The organism is Paeniglutamicibacter sp. MACA_103, assembly GCF_045798555.1.
Classification (GTDB): domain Bacteria; phylum Actinomycetota; class Actinomycetes; order Actinomycetales; family Micrococcaceae; genus Paeniglutamicibacter.
Genome location: NZ_JBIXLN010000031.1, coordinates 42,029 through 60,034 on the forward strand (window position 1 = coordinate 42,029; position 18,006 = coordinate 60,034).

General features: G+C 68.5%; 16 protein-coding genes. 13 read left to right on the forward strand and 3 right to left on the reverse strand.

Going from position 1 to position 18,006, the window contains the following annotated elements:
* Nucleotides 1-49 precede the first annotated feature (49 nt).
* Entirely contained in the window at nucleotides 50-1,351 is a 1,302-nt protein-coding gene (locus ACIPVK_RS14915; RefSeq protein ID WP_407612761.1) for an AI-2E family transporter, read from the reverse strand.
* 225 nt (nucleotides 1,352-1,576) lie between these two features.
* Between ACIPVK_RS14915 and ACIPVK_RS14920 the strand changes: the two genes are divergently transcribed.
* From ACIPVK_RS14920 to ACIPVK_RS14950, 7 genes are all read left to right on the forward strand, one after another.
* Entirely contained in the window at nucleotides 1,577-3,289 is a 1,713-nt protein-coding gene (locus ACIPVK_RS14920; protein ID WP_407612762.1) for a hypothetical protein, read from the forward strand.
* Between the two features lie 202 nt (nucleotides 3,290-3,491).
* A complete protein-coding gene (locus ACIPVK_RS14925) occupies nucleotides 3,492-4,406 on the forward strand; it encodes a co-chaperone YbbN (RefSeq protein WP_407612763.1) in 915 nt (304 codons plus the stop codon).
* A gap of 254 nt (nucleotides 4,407-4,660) precedes the next feature.
* Complete coding sequence (locus ACIPVK_RS14930) at nucleotides 4,661-5,440, forward strand: ABC transporter ATP-binding protein (protein ID WP_407612764.1); 780 nt, start codon at nucleotides 4,661-4,663, stop codon at nucleotides 5,438-5,440.
* Entirely contained in the window at nucleotides 5,422-6,990 is a 1,569-nt protein-coding gene (locus ACIPVK_RS14935) for a transporter (protein ID WP_407612765.1), read from the forward strand. The genes ACIPVK_RS14930 and ACIPVK_RS14935 overlap by 19 nt, the downstream gene beginning before the upstream one ends.
* A gap of 87 nt (nucleotides 6,991-7,077) precedes the next feature.
* A complete protein-coding gene (locus tag ACIPVK_RS14940) occupies nucleotides 7,078-7,374 on the forward strand; it encodes a DUF3039 domain-containing protein (RefSeq protein ID WP_407612766.1) in 297 nt (98 codons plus the stop codon).
* A 94-nt stretch (nucleotides 7,375-7,468) separates the two neighbouring features.
* A complete protein-coding gene (locus ACIPVK_RS14945) occupies nucleotides 7,469-9,265 on the forward strand; it encodes a DEAD/DEAH box helicase (protein ID WP_407612767.1) in 1,797 nt (598 codons plus the stop codon).
* Nucleotides 9,266-9,534: 269 nt separating this feature from the next.
* Nucleotides 9,535-11,139 (forward strand): alpha/beta hydrolase domain-containing protein, encoded by a 1,605-nt coding sequence (locus ACIPVK_RS14950; RefSeq protein ID WP_407612768.1) that lies wholly within the window; start codon nucleotides 9,535-9,537, stop codon nucleotides 11,137-11,139.
* A 94-nt stretch (nucleotides 11,140-11,233) separates the two neighbouring features.
* On the opposite strand, the gene ACIPVK_RS14955 is transcribed toward ACIPVK_RS14950, so the two are convergent.
* Nucleotides 11,234-11,869: an isochorismatase family protein gene (locus tag ACIPVK_RS14955; RefSeq protein ID WP_407612769.1), complete on the reverse strand. Its 636-nt coding sequence runs from the start codon at nucleotides 11,867-11,869 to the stop codon at nucleotides 11,234-11,236.
* A gap of 22 nt (nucleotides 11,870-11,891) precedes the next feature.
* On the reverse strand, nucleotides 11,892-13,205 hold the full coding sequence (locus tag ACIPVK_RS14960) for a nicotinate phosphoribosyltransferase (RefSeq protein WP_407612770.1): 1,314 nt from the start codon (nucleotides 13,203-13,205) through the stop codon (nucleotides 11,892-11,894).
* Between the two features lie 283 nt (nucleotides 13,206-13,488).
* On the opposite strand from ACIPVK_RS14960, the gene clpS reads away from it, so the two are divergent.
* The 6 genes from clpS to rdgB all read left to right on the forward strand — a co-directional run bounded on the left by clpS (nucleotide 13,489) and on the right by rdgB (nucleotide 17,761).
* Nucleotides 13,489-13,785, forward strand: coding sequence for an ATP-dependent Clp protease adapter ClpS (clpS, locus tag ACIPVK_RS14965; protein ID WP_407612777.1), 297 nt, complete (start codon nucleotides 13,489-13,491; stop codon nucleotides 13,783-13,785).
* Between the two features lie 2 nt (nucleotides 13,786-13,787).
* Entirely contained in the window at nucleotides 13,788-14,357 is a 570-nt protein-coding gene (locus ACIPVK_RS14970) for a DUF2017 domain-containing protein (protein ID WP_407612771.1), read from the forward strand.
* Nucleotides 14,358-14,422: 65 nt separating this feature from the next.
* Nucleotides 14,423-15,352, forward strand: a complete 930-nt coding sequence (gene murI / locus ACIPVK_RS14975) for a glutamate racemase (protein WP_407612772.1) — start codon at nucleotides 14,423-14,425, stop codon at nucleotides 15,350-15,352.
* Complete coding sequence (locus tag ACIPVK_RS14980; RefSeq protein ID WP_407612773.1) at nucleotides 15,349-16,248, forward strand: MBL fold metallo-hydrolase; 900 nt, start codon at nucleotides 15,349-15,351, stop codon at nucleotides 16,246-16,248. Before murI ends, ACIPVK_RS14980 begins: the two co-directional genes overlap by 4 nt.
* Before the next feature lie 125 nt (nucleotides 16,249-16,373).
* Nucleotides 16,374-17,123 (forward strand): ribonuclease PH, encoded by a 750-nt coding sequence (gene rph, locus ACIPVK_RS14985; protein ID WP_407612774.1) that lies wholly within the window; start codon nucleotides 16,374-16,376, stop codon nucleotides 17,121-17,123.
* Nucleotides 17,124-17,125: 2 nt separating this feature from the next.
* Nucleotides 17,126-17,761: an RdgB/HAM1 family non-canonical purine NTP pyrophosphatase gene (rdgB, locus tag ACIPVK_RS14990; protein ID WP_407612775.1), complete on the forward strand. Its 636-nt coding sequence runs from the start codon at nucleotides 17,126-17,128 to the stop codon at nucleotides 17,759-17,761.
* The last annotated feature ends 245 nt before the right edge of the window (nucleotides 17,762-18,006 follow it).

Here is an 18,006-nt window from a genome sequence, read left to right on the forward strand (position 1 = left end):
CGAGCCGACACGGCTGCGGCGCACGGCCGCGAACCCGCTACCCGTGCACCTAGCGGTTGTCCTGCCTGACGATGAAGACCTCGCGCAGGATCAGCATGACCGCGGCCGCCACGGGAATGGCCATGAGCGCGCCGACGACGCCGAGCAGCGAGCCTCCCGCGATCACCGCGATCACCGCCACCGCGCCGGGGACGGACACCGCCTTCTGCATGACCCGCGGGGAGACGAAGTAGGCCTCGATCTGCAGGTACCCGAAGTAGCAGATCGCGTAGATCGCGGTGGTCTGCCAGCCCAGGGTCAGGGAGACCAGGGAAACGAGGATGCCGGCGATGACGGCGCCGACCAGCGGGATGAAGGCCAACATGGCCACCAGCAGGGTCAGCAGCGCGGCAAACGGTACGCCCAGGATGCTCATGAGCACCAGTGCGACCGTCGCGTTCAACAACGCCACGAACGCCTGGCCCATGACGTAGTTGCCGACCGAAAGGGTGATGGTGTTGCCCAGTTCCTCCACGCGGGCCCGGCGCGAATGCGGGGCCAGTCGGTAGGCGAAGGACTTCAATGCCGGCAGCGAGGCCAGGAAGTAGATGGCCAGCACCAGCACGGTCAGCACGCCGAACATGCCCTGGGCAATCACGCTGCCCACCCCCAGCACCCCTCCGAAGATCCCGCCCACGGCACCGGTGTCGGAGAAGAACTTTCCGATCTCATCGCTGATCCGGTCCGAGAGCTGGTACTGCGCATCGAGGGTGACGAAGAATTCGGACTTCAGGAAGTCGTCGACGATCTTCGGCGCGCGCTCGATGAACTGCGCGGTCTGCTCGGTGAGCGTCGGGATGATGGCGCCCATGAATCCGGCGACACCGCCGAGCAGAGCGAGCATCGTGACCACCACGCCGACGGCCCGCGGGAATCCGCGGGCCACCAGGAATCGCACGATCGGGTCCAGGCCCAGCGCAATGAACAGGGCGATGGCGATCCAGATGACCAGCGACCCCACGTTGGTCAGCAGGAAGAAGCCCAGCAGTGCCAACCCCACGCCCACGGTGAAGAGGAAGCCGAAGGCGATCGGGTTGGCCTGGGGGGAGACGTCGGTATCCGGCGGGCCCTCGGCGGGATCGCGGTGCGGTTCCGGCGGGAACCCGAAATTCGCCGGCGGCTTGATCCGTGCGTCCAGGGTCTGCTGGGCGCTGCCCAGCGCCCTGCGCCACCATCGGCGGGGTGCCGCGGACCTTTCCGGGACGGCATTCGGGCCCGGGACGGCCTGTCCTTCGGCATCGGCTCCCGGTTCGGTGCCGTGGGCCCCGGTGCCTTCCGGCGTTGCTGCTTCGTCCCCGTCTTGAGTAGTCACAATTCCGAGCTTAATGCCCCGAGCGCCCACTTGGCGGCATTGGCCTATCGAAGTCGCATGGGCCGAAAAGTGGCCGACGCCTCACGGGGTGTCGGCGTGGTGCTACCCACATTCCGGAACCCCGATGCGCTAGAACTCGTTAGACTTGTGAGCGTGTCATCCTGATAAATGATGTGGGTGGCACCCGAGGCCGAATCTCGACCCCCTCATCCGTTAGGTGTAATTGTGCGAAAGATCTTCTCAGCGATCGCTATCATTCTTGGGCTGGCAGCCCTGGTGGTGGGGATCGGCCAGCGAACCATTTGGGCACCGCCCGAGACGCTGACCGCTTCCTTTGCCCAGGCCCCCGCAGCCGCCCCAGTGACACTCATCGAAGCCGGGGCCGGAACCGTGGGCGGACACCCCACGGAAATCACCATCAACGCCGAAGGCAAGTTCACCGCCTCGCTGGTGCGCTCCGCCGATGCGCAGGCGTGGGTCGGCAAGGCCGCCCACACCACCATCACCGGCATCAATGCCGAAGATACCCTCCTCGAGTCGACCTCCGAGACCGGGGAAGACCAGGTGCCCAACCCGGCCGGCGACGACATCTTCCAGGCGACCGAAAACGCCGACAAGACCATGACCTACCGCTGGACCAATCCCGACGAGGGATCCTGGACGCTGCTGCTGGCCGCCGACGGCAAGGCCGCGGCCCCCACCGACATCACCGCGACCTGGCCCGGCGACACCGCCACCCCGTTCTCGATGCCGTTGATCATTGCCGGCTCGCTGCTGCTCATTGCCGGCATCGCCCTGGCCGCCGTGCGCACCGCGCCCCGCGGCGGTTCCGGCGGCGGACGCCGTGCTGCCGGCCAGCCCGACGCCCCGCAGACCGACACGCTGCCCACCACGCCCGCGCCCAAGTCCGGCGAGAACACCGTGGCCAAGGTCGTGGCGACCGCCTCCGTGCTGGCCTTGGTGCTGCTGCCCTCCGCACCGGCCCTGGCCGTCGGTTCTTCGTCGAGCCCGGCGGAAAGCTCCGCCACCGAGGAAGCCGAGAAGGTCTTCCCCGTGGTGCTGCAAAACCAACTCGAGCGCATCCTCGGCGAGGCTTCCGCCTCCGTGGCCAAGGCCGACAAGTCCCGGAACCCCAAGGACCTGGACGCCCGCACCACCGGTGCACTGAAGGCCCTGCGCAACCAGAACTACGCGCTGCGCAATGACAAGGTCAAGATCGACGCCCCGGCGGCCATCGACACCAGCGTGATCCGCTCGGCTGCCGTGCCCACTGACGACGGCGCGCACTTCCCGCGCTCCATCATGGTCGTCACCGCCAAGGACTCCGGCGCCTCCACGATCCCCACCGCGATCACGCTGACGCAGTCCGGGCCTCGGGAGAACTACAAGGTCGCCTTCGCCACCCCGATGCTCCCCGGCTCCACGTTCCCCGGCATCGCCGTGGGCGACCAGTCGGTGAAGCAGCTCAAGGACGACGCCAAGGACCTGGTCATGAACCCGAAGACCGCCCTCGAGCGCCTCGCCGGGTTCATGGACAACGAGAAGGCCAAAGATGGCGACAAGTTCGCCAAGAACGCCTTCCTGACCCTGAACGCCAAGGACCAGAACGCCTTGGTCAAGGCCAACAAGGACGCGACGATCACCTTCAAGCGGACCGTGAACGCCAAGGACACCGTGGTGCTGGCCACCCCGGACGGCGGGGCACTGGTCTCGGGCAGCTTCACCGCCACGACCACCGCCAAGCCCAAGGAAGACGGCGGGACCATTGGCCTGGACGACACGACCGCCAAGATCGTCGGCGCCAAGGACACCAAGAAGGGCATCGAAATCACCTACGGCGAGCCGGCGCTCATCTACATCCCGGCTGCAGACTCCAAGGACAAGATTTCCGTGGTTGCCGCCGAGGTCCTCACCAGGGGAGCAAAGCTGCTGAAGTAGCACTCCCACCCTTTCCAGGGAGCCGGGAACCGCACGGTTCCCGCATCGGAAGGCGTGGTGCCGCAGGACACGGGTAGCGGATCCCGTGGCCGAGGCACCGCGCCTTCCGTCGTTGGCGCCGTGCCGGTGCGCGGGCAGCGGTGCGGCAACGGGTTTTCCACCCGGGCCCGATGCGGCCTAAAGTAGAGGAATGACCACCAGCATGCCTGAACCCACTGCACCCTCCTCACGCGGCGCCATTGATCTGGCAGCCTTCAAGCAATCCCAGCCGGAGCCGGTTGGCACACCCGGGGAGGCGCTGCCCACCTGGGTGCGCTCCGTCAACCAGGAGAGCTTCCCGGAAGTCGTTGCCCTTTCCCAGCAGGTGCCGGTGATCGTTTCGCTCGGCAGCCCGCGCTCCCCGGGATCGGTGCAGCTTGACGGGGTGCTGGCCTCCCTGGTCGATGCCAAGCGCGGCACCCTCGCCCTGGCCACCGTCGACGCCGAGCAGCAGCCCGCCATCGCCCAGGCCTTCCAGGTCACGCAGGTTCCCTCCGTCATCGCCCTGATCAACGGGCAGCCGGTCCCGCTGTTCCAGGGCAGCGCCGAGACCGCGCAGATCCAGTCGCTGATCGACGAGCTGCTGGCCCTGGGCGTCCAGCACGGCGTGGCCGGGACCATCCCGCCGCTGGGCACCACGGCGCCGGCCACCGGCCCGGCCCCGCTGCCGCCGCTGCACCAGGCCGCCCTGGACGCCATCGAGTCCGGCGACCTGCCGGCCGCCGAAACCGCGTACAAGCAGGCGCTGAACGAGAAGCCCAACGACAACGAGGCCTCCATCGGGCTGAACCAGGTGCGCCTGCTGATGCGCACCGAGGACAAGGACCTTGCCGCCGTGCGCGCAGCCGGCGCCGCCGCCCCGGATGACCTGCAGGCGCAGCTGGACGTGGCGGACATGGACCTGGTCGGCGGCCACGTCGAGGACGCCTTCGCCCGGCTGGTCGCCTTCATCGGCCGCAATGCCGGAGACGAGAAGGAAGCCGCCCGCGCCCGCCTGGTCGAACTGTACTCGGTGGTAGGCGTGGCCGACGAGCGCGTCGTCGCCTCCCGCCAGAAGCTGGCACGCGTCCTGTTCTAGGAACGCCTTCGCCGGCCCTTGCGCGTGTGCCCGCCCGCGGGCCGTGCAGGGAACCGAATAGGTGTGGGGGAGTGTCGCCGGGGCCCGGAAGGATCGCGGCGGCACTCCCCTTTTTCGTGCCCGGATTGGGGGCCGCGCGTCCTGCCGGCTTGTCCGCCACCGGCGCCGCCGTCATCCGAAAAGATGGCTCGGGCGGGAGGATTAGTCCGCAGGGATGACGGCAAAACCGTGTGACGACTGCTAATTTCGATTCCATGAGCAACTCCTTTCCGGAACCCGGCACCCCGGCCCTGTCGATCCGATCGCTGGGCAAGCGATTCGGCGAAAAGGTCGCGGTCAACGGCATTTCCCTCGACGTCCCCGCGGGGTCCTTCTTCGGCCTCGTCGGGCCCAACGGCGCCGGCAAGACCACCACGCTGTCCATGGCCACCGGGCTGCTGCGCCCGGATGCCGGCCAGGTCCGGCTGAACGGGATCGACGTCTGGGCCGAACCGCTGAAGGCCAAGGCCGCCATGGGCGTGCTGGCCGACGGGGTGCGGCTCTTCGACCGGCTCTCCGGGCGCCAGCTGGTCACGTATTCCGGCCTGCTGCGCGGCATGGACCGCGCCACGGTCCAAGAGCGCACCGAGGACCTGTTGCGCGTGCTGGACCTTCAGGACGCCGGTGCCAAGCTGGTCGTGGACTACTCCGCGGGCATGACCAAGAAGATCGCCCTGGCCACCGCGCTGATCCACTCCCCGCGGGTGCTGGTGCTCGATGAGCCTTTCGAGGCCGTGGACCCGGTCTCCGCCGCGAACATCCGCGAGATCCTCGCCGACTACGTCGCCCACGGCGGCACCGTCATCGTCTCCTCCCACGTCATGGACCTGGTCCAGCGCATGTGCAGCCATGTGGCGGTCATCGCCAACGGCAACCTGCTCGCGGCAGGCACCGTGGATCAAGTGCGCGGCGGATCCTCCCTGGAGGAACGCTTCGTCGAGCTGGTCGGCGGCCGCGGCACGAACGAGGGGCTCTCGTGGTTGCACACCTCCTAAGGCTCAAGCTCCTGCTGCTGAAGAACTCTTTCCGTCGCAGTCCCTGGCAGCTGGTCGGCGTCGGCATCGGCGCGCTCTACGGCCTGGGCATGGCCGTGACCCTGGTGGCCGGCACGGTGTACCTCGCCGAGGTCGACCCGGCACTGGCCAACACCATCCTGGTGTCCGCGGTCTCGCTCATCACCCTGGGCTGGGCTCTCATCCCGCTCGTCGCCTTCGGGGTCGACCTGACCCTGGACCCGGCACGCTTCACCACCTTCACGCTTTCGCGGCCCCGGCTGGCGACCGGGCTGCTGCTTTCGGGCTTCATCGGGGTCCCGGGCGCGCTGACGCTGGTGCTGCTCGGCGGGCAGTTCCTGGCTTGGCGCCAGAACCCGGCAACCCTGGCGGCGGCGCTCCTCGGCGGCGTGCTGGCCGCGGTGATGTGCCTGGCGCTGGCACGGCTGACCACCACCTCGATGGCCCGGCTGACCGGTTCGCGGCGCTTCCGCGACGTCGCCGGGATCATCGCGATCATCCCGCTGATCCTGCTGGGCCCGATCATCGGCTCGGCGGCCGAGGGCATCGATTCGGTGCTGGACTGGCTGCCGCGGCTCGTCACCGTGCTGGGGTTCACCCCGCTGGGCGTCTTCGCGGCGCTGCCCGGGGACCTGGCCGCCGGGGCCTGGGGGACCGGCGCGGCCCGCCTGGCCCTGGGGCTGGGGTACCTCGGCGCGGTGCTCTGGGCGTGGGAGCGCGGGCTGCACCGGTCGATGGAGAACCCGATGGCCCCGCGCACGAGCACCAAGGCCGTGGGCAGGGGCGCCTTCGGCATCTTCCCCGCGACCCCCGTCGGGGCGGTGGCTGCCCGGTCGCTGACCTACTGGCTCAAGGACCCGCGCTACGCCGCGTCCATCGTGGTCGTCCCGCTGATGCCGGTGCTGATCTGGTTCACCGCCACGAACGCGGGGAGCCCGGAGATCATGCTGGTCCTGGGCCCGCTGCTGGGGATCCTGATGGCCTTCGCGATTTCCGCCGACGTCTCCTACGACTCCACCGCATTTTCGCTGCACGTGCTCACCGGGGTGCGCGGGGTCGCGGACCGCACCGGGCGAGTGCTGGCGTGTGCCGTCTTCGCGCTGCCGGTGACGTTGCTGGCCGCGGTCCTGCCGCCCGTGTTCCTGGACCGGCTGGACCTGCTGCCAGCGCTTCTCGGGATCTCGCTGTGCGGGTTGCTGGCCGGGTTCGGCGTGGCATCGGTCGCCTCGGCGCGCTTCACCTACGCGGTCCCGCTGCCCGGGGAGAGCCCGTTCAAGACGCCCCCGGGTGCCGGGGCGCGGATGGCCATCGTCCAGCTGGCCACCTTCACGCTCATGTTCGTGCTGCTGCTGCCGGGGCTCGGGCTGCTGGTGGCCCAGGTGCTCACCGGGGATGCGCTCTTCGGCTGGCTGGCGCTGGTGGTGGGCGTCGCGGAGGGCGCGGTGCTGCTGGTCCTGGGCATCCGCATCGGCGGGCGCTGGCTCGAGGCGCGGATGCCGGAACTGATGCAGGCGGTCATGGTGAACCGTTGAGCCGCCGGGCCGCCGACCCGCCGGTGCGATGCACGGCACCCGGCGAATCTACCGGAAGTCGATCAATCCGTTGTTAGACTGGTGGACATGAGCATGCCCCTAGATCCGTTCCGAGATGACCCGCGCACAACCTCCGGCGGCGGTGCCACCACCATCGAGCGCACCGAGGTGGCCCAGGAAGTCGAGGCCGGTGACCACGAGCGCTTCGCGCACTACGTGCGCAAGGAAAAGATCATGGAGTCCGCGCTTTCCGGCGATCCGGTCATTGCCCTGTGCGGCAAGGTGTGGATCCCGGGCCGCGACCCGCAGAAGTTTCCTGTGTGCCCCGAGTGCAAGGAAATCTACGAGGGCCTCACCGGCGGCGGGGACAAGGACAAGAAATAACATCTTCCACGCATCGTAGGTTCACACAGAACCCCCTTGGGCGCGCCGGCCCGCGCCCCAGGGGGAAGTTTTTTATTGCCGTGGAGGTGTATGCATGACCGATACCTTGTTCTCACTTGCAGACAAGCTGCCCATGGAGGACCGTCTTCCTCCCGCCTACCCGGAACGGGCGGCCTGGGGCACCGGACCGAAGCTCCGCGCCTGGCAGGCCGAGGCGCTGGACAAGTACTTCACCACCAACCCCCGCGACTTCATGGCCGTGGCAACCCCCGGCGCGGGCAAGACCACCTTCGCGCTGCGCCTGGCCAAGGTGCTGGTCGACGCGAAGACCGTCAACCGCATCATCGTGGTCGCCCCCACCGACCACCTCAAGAAGCAGTGGGCCGATGCCGCCGGGCGCGTGGGCCTGGCCATCGACCCGAACTTCAAGAACTCCGACGGCCGGCACGGTGACGGCTACATCGGCGTCGTCGTCACCTACGCGCAGGTCGCCTCCAAGCCGATGCTGCACCGCGCCAAGACCGAGGCCGCCCGCACCCTGGTGATCCTGGACGAGATCCACCACGGCGGCGACGCGCTTTCCTGGGGCGACGGCATCCGCGAGGCCTTCGAGCCGGCGATCCGCCGCCTGGCGCTGACCGGCACCCCCTTCCGCTCGGACACCGCGGCGATCCCCTTCGTCGAATACGCCGAAGGTCCCGACGGCATCCGCCGCTCCAAGGCCGACTACACCTACGGCTACGGCAATGCGCTGCGCGACCACGTGGTGCGCCCGGTGCTGTTCATGGCCTACTCCGGTTCCATGCGCTGGAAGACCAGCTCGGGCGAGGAGATGGAGGCCCAGCTCGGCGAGGGCTTCACCAAGGACATCACCGCGCACGCCTGGCGCACCGCCCTGGACCCGGCCGGGGACTGGATCCCCTCGGTGCTCCAGGCCGCGGACAAGCGCCTGACCCGGGTGCGGCGCACCGTGCCGGACGCCGGCGCCCTGGTGATCGCCACCGACCACGAGGACGCGCGCGGCTACGCCGAGCAGCTGGAGAAGATCTGCGGCGAAAAGGTCACCGTGATCCTCTCCGACGACGCGGGCGCCTCGAAGAAGATCGACGAGTTCTCCGCCGGCGACAGCCGCTGGATGGTCGCGGTGCGCATGGTGTCCGAGGGCGTCGACGTGCCCCGGCTGTGCGTGGGCGTCTACGCCACCTCCACCTCCACCCCGCTGTTCTTCGCGCAGGCCATCGGCCGCTACGTGCGAAGCCGGAAACGCGGCGAGGTCGCCTCCATCTTCCTGCCCTCGGTGCCGGTGCTCATGGCCCTGGCCAACGAGATGGAGACCGAGCGCGACCACGCGCTGGACCGCCCGGAGAAGCACTTCCAGGACCCGGACTACAACCCCGAGGACGACCTGGTCGCCGAGGCCAACCGCGAGGAAAAGGCCAGCGACGAGCTGAACAAGCAGAAGTTCGAGGCGCTGAACTCCAACGCCTCCTTCGACCGGGTGCTCTTCGACGGCGGCGAGTTCGGCACCGGCGGCGCCGTGGGCTCCGAGGAGGAGGAAGACTTCCTGGGAATCCCCGGGCTGCTGGACGCCGACCAGGTGGGCGTGCTGCTGCGCCAGCGCCAGGCCGAACAGGTTTCGCGGCGCAAGGTGCGCAAGAGCCACGAGGAACCCGCGGCGGCACCGGTGGTGGACCACCGGGCGCTGATGGAGATGCGCTCGACGCTCTCGAAGAACGTCTCGGCCTGGAGCGCGCGCACCGGCACCCCGCACGGGGTCATCCACACCAAGCTGCGCGAGGTGTGCGGGGGACCGGCAGTCGCCCAGGCCAATGCCGAGCAGCTGCAGAAGCGGCTGAACAAGCTGCAGGGCTGGTTCATCGGCAAGAAGTAGCTGCGCCAAGAAGGCCGGTGGTTCGGTGCGTGGGAGCGAATCCAACGCACCGAACCACCGGTTTTTTGCTTGTCTGGGTGTTTCGGCGCCGGGCATCAGGGGTTGCACGCGCGCCGCTGCCTCGGACGACTGGCCAATGCCGTCGAGGTTCAGCTGCACCCGGCAACAAGTGGCAACAAGTGGACCTTCGAATGTGTTGCTGGACACACTGGGCCGGGGGTGCAAGGGCGCTCCCTTTCGAACAATGGTGTTCCACCGAGGAGGGGCTTATGCCTAATCAACTGAGAGGCCGCCGGTATCGTGCCGTGCTGGCCGCCGCGTGCGCCGGTGCGCTTGGACTGGTCATGATGTCGACGCCCGCGGGCGCGGCGCCGGAGGGTGACACGGGCGCGGCCACCGCGTCATTGGACTCCATCCCCAAGGTCGTCGGGCCGATCGCCGTGACCGCCGACAGCTACCCGTTCTCGACGCTGGAGCGCGCCCGGGTGCCCCTCGATGTCGCCGAGCGCGGATATGTCGAGGAGGAGTACTTCCTCTCCGGGACGGCGAACGTCTACGACAACCCGGACGGTGAACTGCAGGTCCTGACCGGGGGCGTGCCGTACAACAACCACATCCTGGTGCGCCGCCCCGCCAAGAAGGCGGACTCCTCCGGGGTCGTGCTGGTGGACATCCTCAACGCCTCCAACGGCTTCCCGGGCGAGGACCACTTGCGGCGCATGGGGGACTGGGCGATGGAGCAGGGGCACACCGTCATCGGCGTGACCTCCAAGCCCATCCAGGTGGATGCGCTGAAGAACTTCGACCCGGAGCGCTATGCGGAGTTGACCTGGGACGTGAAGGACATCGAGCGCGAGCCGATCATTGCCGACCCGGCGGATCCGGCGGCGTTCGATCCGTTCATGGCCGTGCCCGGTGCCGAAGAGGGACTGGCGTGGGACATCATCACCCAGGTCGGCACGCTGCTTCAGAGCAAGGACGGACGCAAGATCCTCGGCGGGCAGAAGGCGAAGACCGTCCTGCTCATGGGCCAGTCCCAATCCGGGATCTACCTCAACACCTATGCCTCCAACTTCCACCGGGCGGTGACCGAGGCCAACGGCGGACCGGTGTTCGACGGCTACCTCAACACCGTCGGCGCAGTCCTTGAACGGCCGCTGCGCCAGGCGGAGGCGGGCGGCCTGGTCACGGTGCCCGGCACGGAGCCGGCGCTGGACGTCCCGTTCATCACCGTCACCTCGGAGGGCGACGCCGGCCTGTTCGGCGCCGCGACACTTGCCGAGAAGGAGCTGCCGGCGAACCGCCGGCATTGGCAGGTGCCCGGAACCCCGCACACCGACCTGCTCTCGCCGGTCGTCCCGGCGGACGGGGAGATCCTCAAGGCGGGACGGCTCCCCAACACCGCGGTCCACGACGCCGCGTTCCGGGATTCGCTGAACCCCTATCCGCTGGAGCCAACGGTCATCGCGGCCGCCGAGGCGCTCATGGCATGGAGCAAAACGAACCGCGAGGCGGCGCCCTCCCAGTGGTTCGGCCAAGCCCAGGGGGCGCTCACCCGGAACAAGGAAGGCAACGTCTCCGGGGGAGTCCGCTACGGACTCATCTCACACCCGTTGGGGCAGTACCGCGGTGCCGCGGCCCCCGGGGCCGTCTACGGTTCCACGGAGCTCATCTCGGCCGGGGAATTCGCGGAGAACTACGGGAGCCGCGCCGACTATCTCGCGCTCATCGCCGAGGTCGATGCCGCCCAGATCGAGCGCGGCTACCTCAATGAATGGGGCGCGGAGTATTTCGCCGGCTTCGCCAACGGTCTCATGGATCGCATCGGTGTGCCGAAGGGCCCAACCGGCGAAAAGCCCGGCAGCCAGGGCTGATTGGCCGCGCCCGCACGCATCGGTGCGGGCGCGGAATCCCGGACGTTGGAAAATGGGCGGCGAATCGGCCAGGGCAAGGACCGCCGTGCACGGCTCAGCCCAGGGACAGGACCGTGACCTCCGCGTCGCGCAGTTCCTGCAGCACCGCGGGGGTGTTGTCCGGATGGACGGCGGCGGTCAGCGGGGCGATGACGGTGGTGGCAAAGCCCTGGGCCTTCGCATCGAGCGCGGTGGCACGCACGCAGTAGTCGGTGGCGATCCCCACGATGTCCACCTCGCCGATTTCCTGCCCGCGCAGCCAGTCGCCCAGCAACTCGCCGGATTCGTCGTCCACGTTCTCGGCGTCGGAGGCCAGCCGTCCCTCGAAGCCCGAGTACGCGGCGGCGAAGCGGCCCTTGCGGAAGTGCTGGCCGATGAAGCCGGCGGCCTCTTCCAGCTCCGGGTGCAGGGCGGCGCCGTCCGTGGCGGCAACGCAGTGCACCGGCCAGGAGTCGATGAAGTCGGGGGAGTCGGAGAAGTGGGACCCCGGGTCGATGTGCCAGTCCTGGGTCGCCACCACGGCGGCGTAGGTGTCGGCGCGCTCGCGCAGCACCGTGGCGATGGAGGCGGCCACCGCGGCCCCGCCTTCCACGCCGAGGCTGCCGCCCTCGCAGAAGTCGTTCTGGACGTCGACGATGATCAATGCCCGTGCCGCGGGTTGCTCCGGCGCGTTGGTTGGTTCCTGGGTCATGATGACTTACCTCTCGCAGTACTCAGTTCTCGTCAATGAAGCTGGTGGGGATGACCGGTTCGCCGCGCTGCAGGCGGCGGGAGCTGCCGGGCATTTCCGTGATGGAGTCCCGGTGGCGCTTCACGGCCCGGCGCACGCCGGCGGCCCCGGTGAAGGCCTCGTCGACCTCCCCGTGTGAGACAAATTGGGTGAGCAGGGCGCGGTCGTTGGCATCGGAGGCGGGCAGTTCGCCCACCCCGATGAGTTCCTCGGTGGCGCGTCCGCGCTCGTTGAGCCGGCGCACCGCGAACTTGCGCCCGCCCACCGAGACCTTGTTCTTGGCGGCCTTGGCCACGTCGACGTAGTCGCCGGCGTCGTTCTGCCGGGACACCAGCTTGTAGACCATGGAGGCGGTCGGGTGCCCGGAACCGGTGACCAGCGAGGTGCCCACGCCGTAGGCGTCCACCGGGGCGGAGCCGAGTGCGGCGATGGCGTATTCGTCCAGGTCGGAAGTGACCATGATGCGGGTGTTCTCGTTGCCGAGGTCATCGAGCAGCACCCGGACCCAGCGGGCCTGTTCCACCAGGTCCCCGGAATCCAGGCGCACCGAGCCCAGGTCCGGGCCGGCGACCTCGACGGCGGTGCGCACCCCCTGCTCCACGTCGTAGGTGTCGACCAGCAGCGTGGTGCCGGCGCCCATGGAGGCGACCTGCGCCTCGAAGGCGGCACGCTCGGTGTCGTGCAGCAGCGTGAAGGAGTGGGCTGCGGTGCCCACGGTCTTGAGCCCGTAGCGGTGCCCGGCCTCCAGGTTCGAGGTCGAGTCGAAGCCGGCGATGATCGCGGCACGGGCCGCGGCGACGGCCGATTCCTCGTGGGTGCGGCGCGAGCCCATTTCCACGCAGGGCCGGCTTCCGGCCGAGGCGATCATGCGCGAGGCCGCCGAGGCGATCGCGGAGTCGTGGTTCAGCGCCGAAAGGATGAAGGTCTCCAGCACGCAGGCCTCGGCGAAGGTCGACTCGACGATCATCACCGGGGAGTAGGGGAAGTAGATCTCCCCTTCGGCGTAGCCGTGGATGTTGCCGCTGAACTTGAAGTCCTCAAGGTACTTGATGGTGGCGGCGTCCACGACCTTGGTGTCGGAGAGGAAGCGCAGCTGTTCGTCGCCGAAGCGGAACTCCTTGATGCCCTCGAGCACCCGGCCGGTTCCTGCCAGCACGCCGTAGCGCCGGCCCTCGGGCAGGCGGCGGGCGAAGGCCTCGAACACGCTGGGGCGGTGGGCCGCGCCCGAGTGCAGGGAGGCCTGCAGCATCGTCAGTTCGTAGTGGTCGGTGAAAAGGGAGGTGGGCTGCTGCCACATGGCCGGTGGGCTCCTCGCGACGGGGGACTGGGGCAATGGAATGCCGGACTGGGTTGCACCTTTATCGGGCGCCGGGCGCGCGATCCGGTCCGCCGCGGGTGGCGGGCGCGACCGGCTCGTCGGTACAAACGCTAGTAGATACTCTAGACCCGGCGTTGCCTCCGCGCCGCGTTGGAGCCCGTGAGTCGCCGCCCGACGGGTCGCCAACCGTTGCGTCCACGGCCCCGCCGGCACCCGGTTCGCATCCATCGTGCCCGGTCGTAGAATGGGAGTTATGCCAATCATGACTGCGATGCCCGATGTGCTTGAGCACGCGGAGCAGGCACAAGCACACGAACTCGACCAGCCCTACATCCTGATCATCTGGAACGACCCGGTCAACCTGATGAGCTACGTCAGCTTTGTCTTCCGCTCCTACTTCGGATACTCCGAGGCCAAGGCCGAGAAGCTGATGATGCAGGTCCACCAGGAGGGCCGCAGCGTGGTGGCCACCGGCAACCGCGAGAAGATCGAGGCCGACGTGGCCGCGATGCACGGGTTCGGCCTGTGGGCCACCCTGTCCAAGGCGGACGCGGCCTAGGCATGGCAAGAGCATTCAAGAACACCATGCGCGGGTTCTCCGCATCCCTGGAAGCCGCCGAACGCCAACTGCTTCGCGGCCTCTTCGAGGACGTCATCACGCTGCTGGAGCCGCAACGGGCCGTGGACGAGGATCCCCTGTGGGCCATGGTCGGCCTGGATCCCAACTCGCACAAGGCGGACTTCGCCGCACCCAGCGACAGGGCCACCAAGCGCCTGCTGCCGGACGCGGATCCGGACGACGCCGCGGCCTCGCTGGAATTCCGCAGGCTCTCCGAGCGCGGGATCCGCGAACGCAAGATCGGTGCCCTGCGCGAGGCCGCCCTGTTGATGGAGTCCGGTTCCATCCTGCTCAACGAGCAGACGGCCCCGCGCTTTGCCTCCGCCGTCAACGACGTGCGCCTGGTGCTGGCCGAAAGGCTGGGCCTGGAGTCCGAGGAAGACGCCGAGCGGATCCACGCGCAGGACGACTGGTCCAAGGCCGAAACCGTCGACGAATACCTCGCGCTGGTCTACAACTTCGTGACCTGGCTGCAGGAATCCCTGATGCAGGCCATGCTCAAGTCCTTGTGAGCTGGGCTACAGTGTGTCGCGCTTGCTAGCCGTTGGGCGCGAAAACCACGTAGGCTTCGTACACCATGACAAGTGTGTCCACTAGCGAGGATCGACCCTCCGAACGGCCCCATCCGAATGCCCCGCTGGGCATCTTCGACTCCGGGGTCGGCGGCCTGACCGTTTCCCGCGCCATCATTGACCAGCTTCCCGGTGAATCCACGATGTACGTCGGGGACACCGCGAACTCGCCCTACGGGCCGCTTCCCATCGCCGAGGTGCGTGCCAACGCGCTCGGGGTGATGGACGAACTCGTCGACGCCGGCGTCAAGCTGCTGGTCATCGCCTGCAATTCCGCCTCCGCCGCGGTGCTGCGCGATGCCCGCGAACGCTACACCGCCCGCTACGGGATCCCCGTGGTCGAGGTGATCCAGCCGGCGGTCCGCCGCGCCGTGGCCGCGACCCGCAACGGGAAGATCGGGGTCATTGGGACCCTGGCCACCGTCGGCTCCCGCGCCTACGAGGACGCCTTCGCCGCGGCCCCGCAGTACTCCATCACCTCAGTGGCCTGCCCGCGCTTCGTCGAATTCGTGGAAAACGGCATCACCACAGGTGCCGAGCTCATGGAGACCGCCGAGGCCTACCTGGCCCCGCTCAAGGCCGCCGGCGTGGACACGCTGGTGCTGGGCTGCACCCACTACCCGCTGCTGACCGGCGTGATCTCCTACGTCATGGGCGAGGACGTCACCCTGGTCTCCAGCGCCGAGGAAACCGCGAAGGACGTGTACCGCGCGCTGATGCGCCACGACCTGGCGCGCACCGAGGCGCAGGCACCCTCGCACCAATTCCTCGCCACCGGCGATGCAGGAAGTTTTGAGATCCTGGCCAGGCGCTTCCTGGGCCCGGAAGTGCTCGAGGTCGAACAAGTCGACCACGTGGCCGCCCACTACCCGACCGGCTCCATCGCGATGATTACCCCGCAGATGGTGGCTCTTTCGAAAGCGAGTGCCTCATGAAGCTGACCATCATCGGCTGCACCGGCTCGTTCCCCGGCCCGGGGTCGCCCGCCTCTTGCTACCTGGTCACCGCGTTCGACGGAGAACGCGACTGGAAGATCCTGCTGGATTTGGGATCCGGCGCGCTGGGCGTGCTGCAGCGCTACGCGGACATCAAGGACCTGGACGGGATCTTCATCTCCCACCTGCACCCGGACCACTGCATGGACTTGTGCGGCATGCACGTGGCGATCCGCTGGGATCCCAACGGGTGGAACCGCGAGCGGATGCTGGTGCACGGACCGGCTGCCACCGCGGACCGGATGGCCACGGCCTACGGACTGCCGCTGGAGGAGGGCATGCACCCGGACTACGACTTCCAGCACTGGAAATCCCGGACGCCGGTGAAGATCGGCCCGTTTTCGATCACCCCGTACCCGGTGCTGCACCCCATCGAGGAGTCCTACGCCTTGCGCGTCGAGGCCACCGAGCCTGTCGCCGACGGGACGATGCGCACTTCCGTGCTGACCTACTCGGGTGACACCGATTCCTGCCCCGAGCTCATCGAGGCCGCCCTGGGCGCCGACATGTTCCTTTGCGAGGCCGCCTTCGAGGAGGGCCGCGACGACGCGATCACCGGAGTGCACCTGACCGGGAAGCGCGCCGGACAGGCCGCAGCCGAGGCCGGGGTCGAGCGCCTGCTGCTGACCCACATCCCGGTGTGGACCGACATCAACACCGTGGTCAACGAGGCCAAGGAGGTCTACTCCGGCGGCATCGCCGTGGCGGTCTCCGGGGTGACCTACGGGGTGTTCTCCGGCTCGCAACTGGGCACGCCCAAGTCGCTGCCCACCGCGCCGGTCTCCATCGTGCGCTCGGCACCGACCCGCGAGTGGCCGGGCACCAAGACGAAGTAGCGGCTCCGCCGGGCGGCGGGCCATTTATCTGTGGCGGTGCGGTATCGGGGCGGGGGGCCCGGAACCGCACCGCCACACGTTTCTCCTCGACCGCCGGAGTCGGCATGGCGACTAGACTTGAAGCCATGACTTCAGCATCAACCACAGCAGCAGTGCGCGCCGACGGGCGCGGCGTCGACCAACTCCGTGAGATCACCATTACCCGTGGCTGGTCCAAGCAGGCCGAGGGCTCGGCCCTGATCGAATTCGGCAACACCAAGGTGCTGTGCACCGCGTCCTTCACCGAGGGTGTGCCGCGCTGGCTCAAGGGGCAGGGCACCGGCTGGGTCACCGCCGAGTACGCCATGCTGCCGCGCGCCACCAACACCCGCAACGGCCGCGAGTCCGTCAAGGGCAAGATCGGCGGGCGCACCCACGAGATCTCCCGGCTGATCGGCCGCTCGCTGCGCGCGGTCATCGACACCAAGGCACTGGGCGAAAACACCATCGTGCTGGACTGCGACGTGCTGCAGGCCGACGGCGGCACCCGCACCGCGGCGATCACCGGCGCCTACGTCGCACTGGCCGAGGCCATCGAGTGGGCCAAGGAAAACAAGCTGGTAAAGAAGAATGCCACCGTGCTCACCGACTCGGTCGCCGCGATCTCCGTGGGCATCATCGACGGCGTCCCGATGCTTGATTTGCCCTACGAGGAGGACGTGCGCGCCGAGACCGACATGAACGTCGTGGTCACCGGGACCGGCGACTTCGTCGAGGTGCAGGGCACCGCCGAGGGCGTCCCGTTCAAGCGAGCCGAACTCGACTCCCTGCTTGACCTGGCACTGGTGGGCACCACGGAGCTGGCGCTGATCCAGCGCGAAACCCTGGGGCTCTGAGCATGGGCGCCACTCCGAGGCTGGTGCTGGCCACGCACAACCAGGGCAAGCTGCGCGAGTTGCGCGAGCTGCTGCGCGGGCAGGTCCCGGGGCTCGACGTGGACACGCAGGTCGTCGACGCCGGCGCCGTGGGTGCGCCGGATGTCGTCGAGGACCAGGTGACCTTCGAGGGCAACGCGCTGCTGAAGGCACGTGCGGTGTGCGAGGCCACCGGCCTGGTCGCCATTGCCGACGATTCGGGCCTCTCGGTCGACGTGCTCGGCGGGGCGCCGGGGATCTTCTCCGCACGCTGGTCCGGGAAGCACGGCGACGACCAGGCGAACATCGACCTGTTGCTGGCGCAGCTGGGGGACATCGCCGAGGAACACCGCGGGGCGTCCTTCGTGTGTGCCGCGGCGCTGGCCACCCCGGGCGGATACGTTGCCGTGGAGATGGGCCACCTGGCCGGGACGCTGCTGCACGAACGGCGGGGCAACGGCGGCTTCGGCTACGACCCGATCCTGCAGCCCGATGGCTACGAGATCTCCGTGGCGGAGCTTTCCAGCGAGGAAAAGAACGCCATCAGCCACCGCGGACGTGCGTTCCGCGGCCTGCTGCCGCAGATCGTGAAGGCGTTGCAGGACCAAACCGCCAAGTAGTCGTTGGTGCGAGTCTGGTGAGACTGCAAAGAGACGGTCCGCCTCCGGTTCATTTTTTGACCGGGGTGGACCGCCTCTTTGCATGGCCCTTTTGCATGCCCGTTATTGGGCCTGGGCATGGGAAATCACCGGCAACGCAACCCTCAGAACAGGGGTGGGCTTTGGGCGCGGTCGCGCCAGTGGTTGTTGCGTCGGGGTTTTTGTTCGGGGTCCATGAACTTGGGCAGGATGACGCTGAAGAGCCC

Excerpts from the sequence above, each read along its gene's own strand:
- ACIPVK_RS14945 (WP_407612767.1), top strand. The coding sequence starts at position 7,469 with ATGACCGATACCTTGTTCTCACTTGCAGACAAGCTGCCCATGGAGGAC.
- ACIPVK_RS14980 (WP_407612773.1), top strand. The coding sequence starts at position 15,349 with ATGAAGCTGACCATCATCGGCTGCACCGGCTCGTTCCCCGGCCCGGGG.
- clpS (WP_407612777.1), top strand. The coding sequence starts at position 13,489 with ATGACTGCGATGCCCGATGTGCTTGAGCACGCGGAGCAGGCACAAGCA.
- ACIPVK_RS14950 (WP_407612768.1), top strand. The coding sequence starts at position 9,535 with ATGCCTAATCAACTGAGAGGCCGCCGGTATCGTGCCGTGCTGGCCGCC.
- ACIPVK_RS14960 (WP_407612770.1), bottom strand. The coding sequence starts at position 13,205 with ATGTGGCAGCAGCCCACCTCCCTTTTCACCGACCACTACGAACTGACG.
- ACIPVK_RS14955 (WP_407612769.1), bottom strand. The coding sequence starts at position 11,869 with ATGACCCAGGAACCAACCAACGCGCCGGAGCAACCCGCGGCACGGGCA.
- ACIPVK_RS14940 (WP_407612766.1), top strand. The coding sequence starts at position 7,078 with ATGAGCATGCCCCTAGATCCGTTCCGAGATGACCCGCGCACAACCTCC.
- murI (WP_407612772.1), top strand. The coding sequence starts at position 14,423 with ATGACAAGTGTGTCCACTAGCGAGGATCGACCCTCCGAACGGCCCCAT.
- rph (WP_407612774.1), top strand. The coding sequence starts at position 16,374 with ATGACTTCAGCATCAACCACAGCAGCAGTGCGCGCCGACGGGCGCGGC.
- rdgB (WP_407612775.1), top strand. The coding sequence starts at position 17,126 with ATGGGCGCCACTCCGAGGCTGGTGCTGGCCACGCACAACCAGGGCAAG.
- ACIPVK_RS14925 (WP_407612763.1), top strand. The coding sequence starts at position 3,492 with ATGCCTGAACCCACTGCACCCTCCTCACGCGGCGCCATTGATCTGGCA.
- ACIPVK_RS14930 (WP_407612764.1), top strand. The coding sequence starts at position 4,661 with ATGAGCAACTCCTTTCCGGAACCCGGCACCCCGGCCCTGTCGATCCGA.
- ACIPVK_RS14970 (WP_407612771.1), top strand. The coding sequence starts at position 13,788 with ATGGCAAGAGCATTCAAGAACACCATGCGCGGGTTCTCCGCATCCCTG.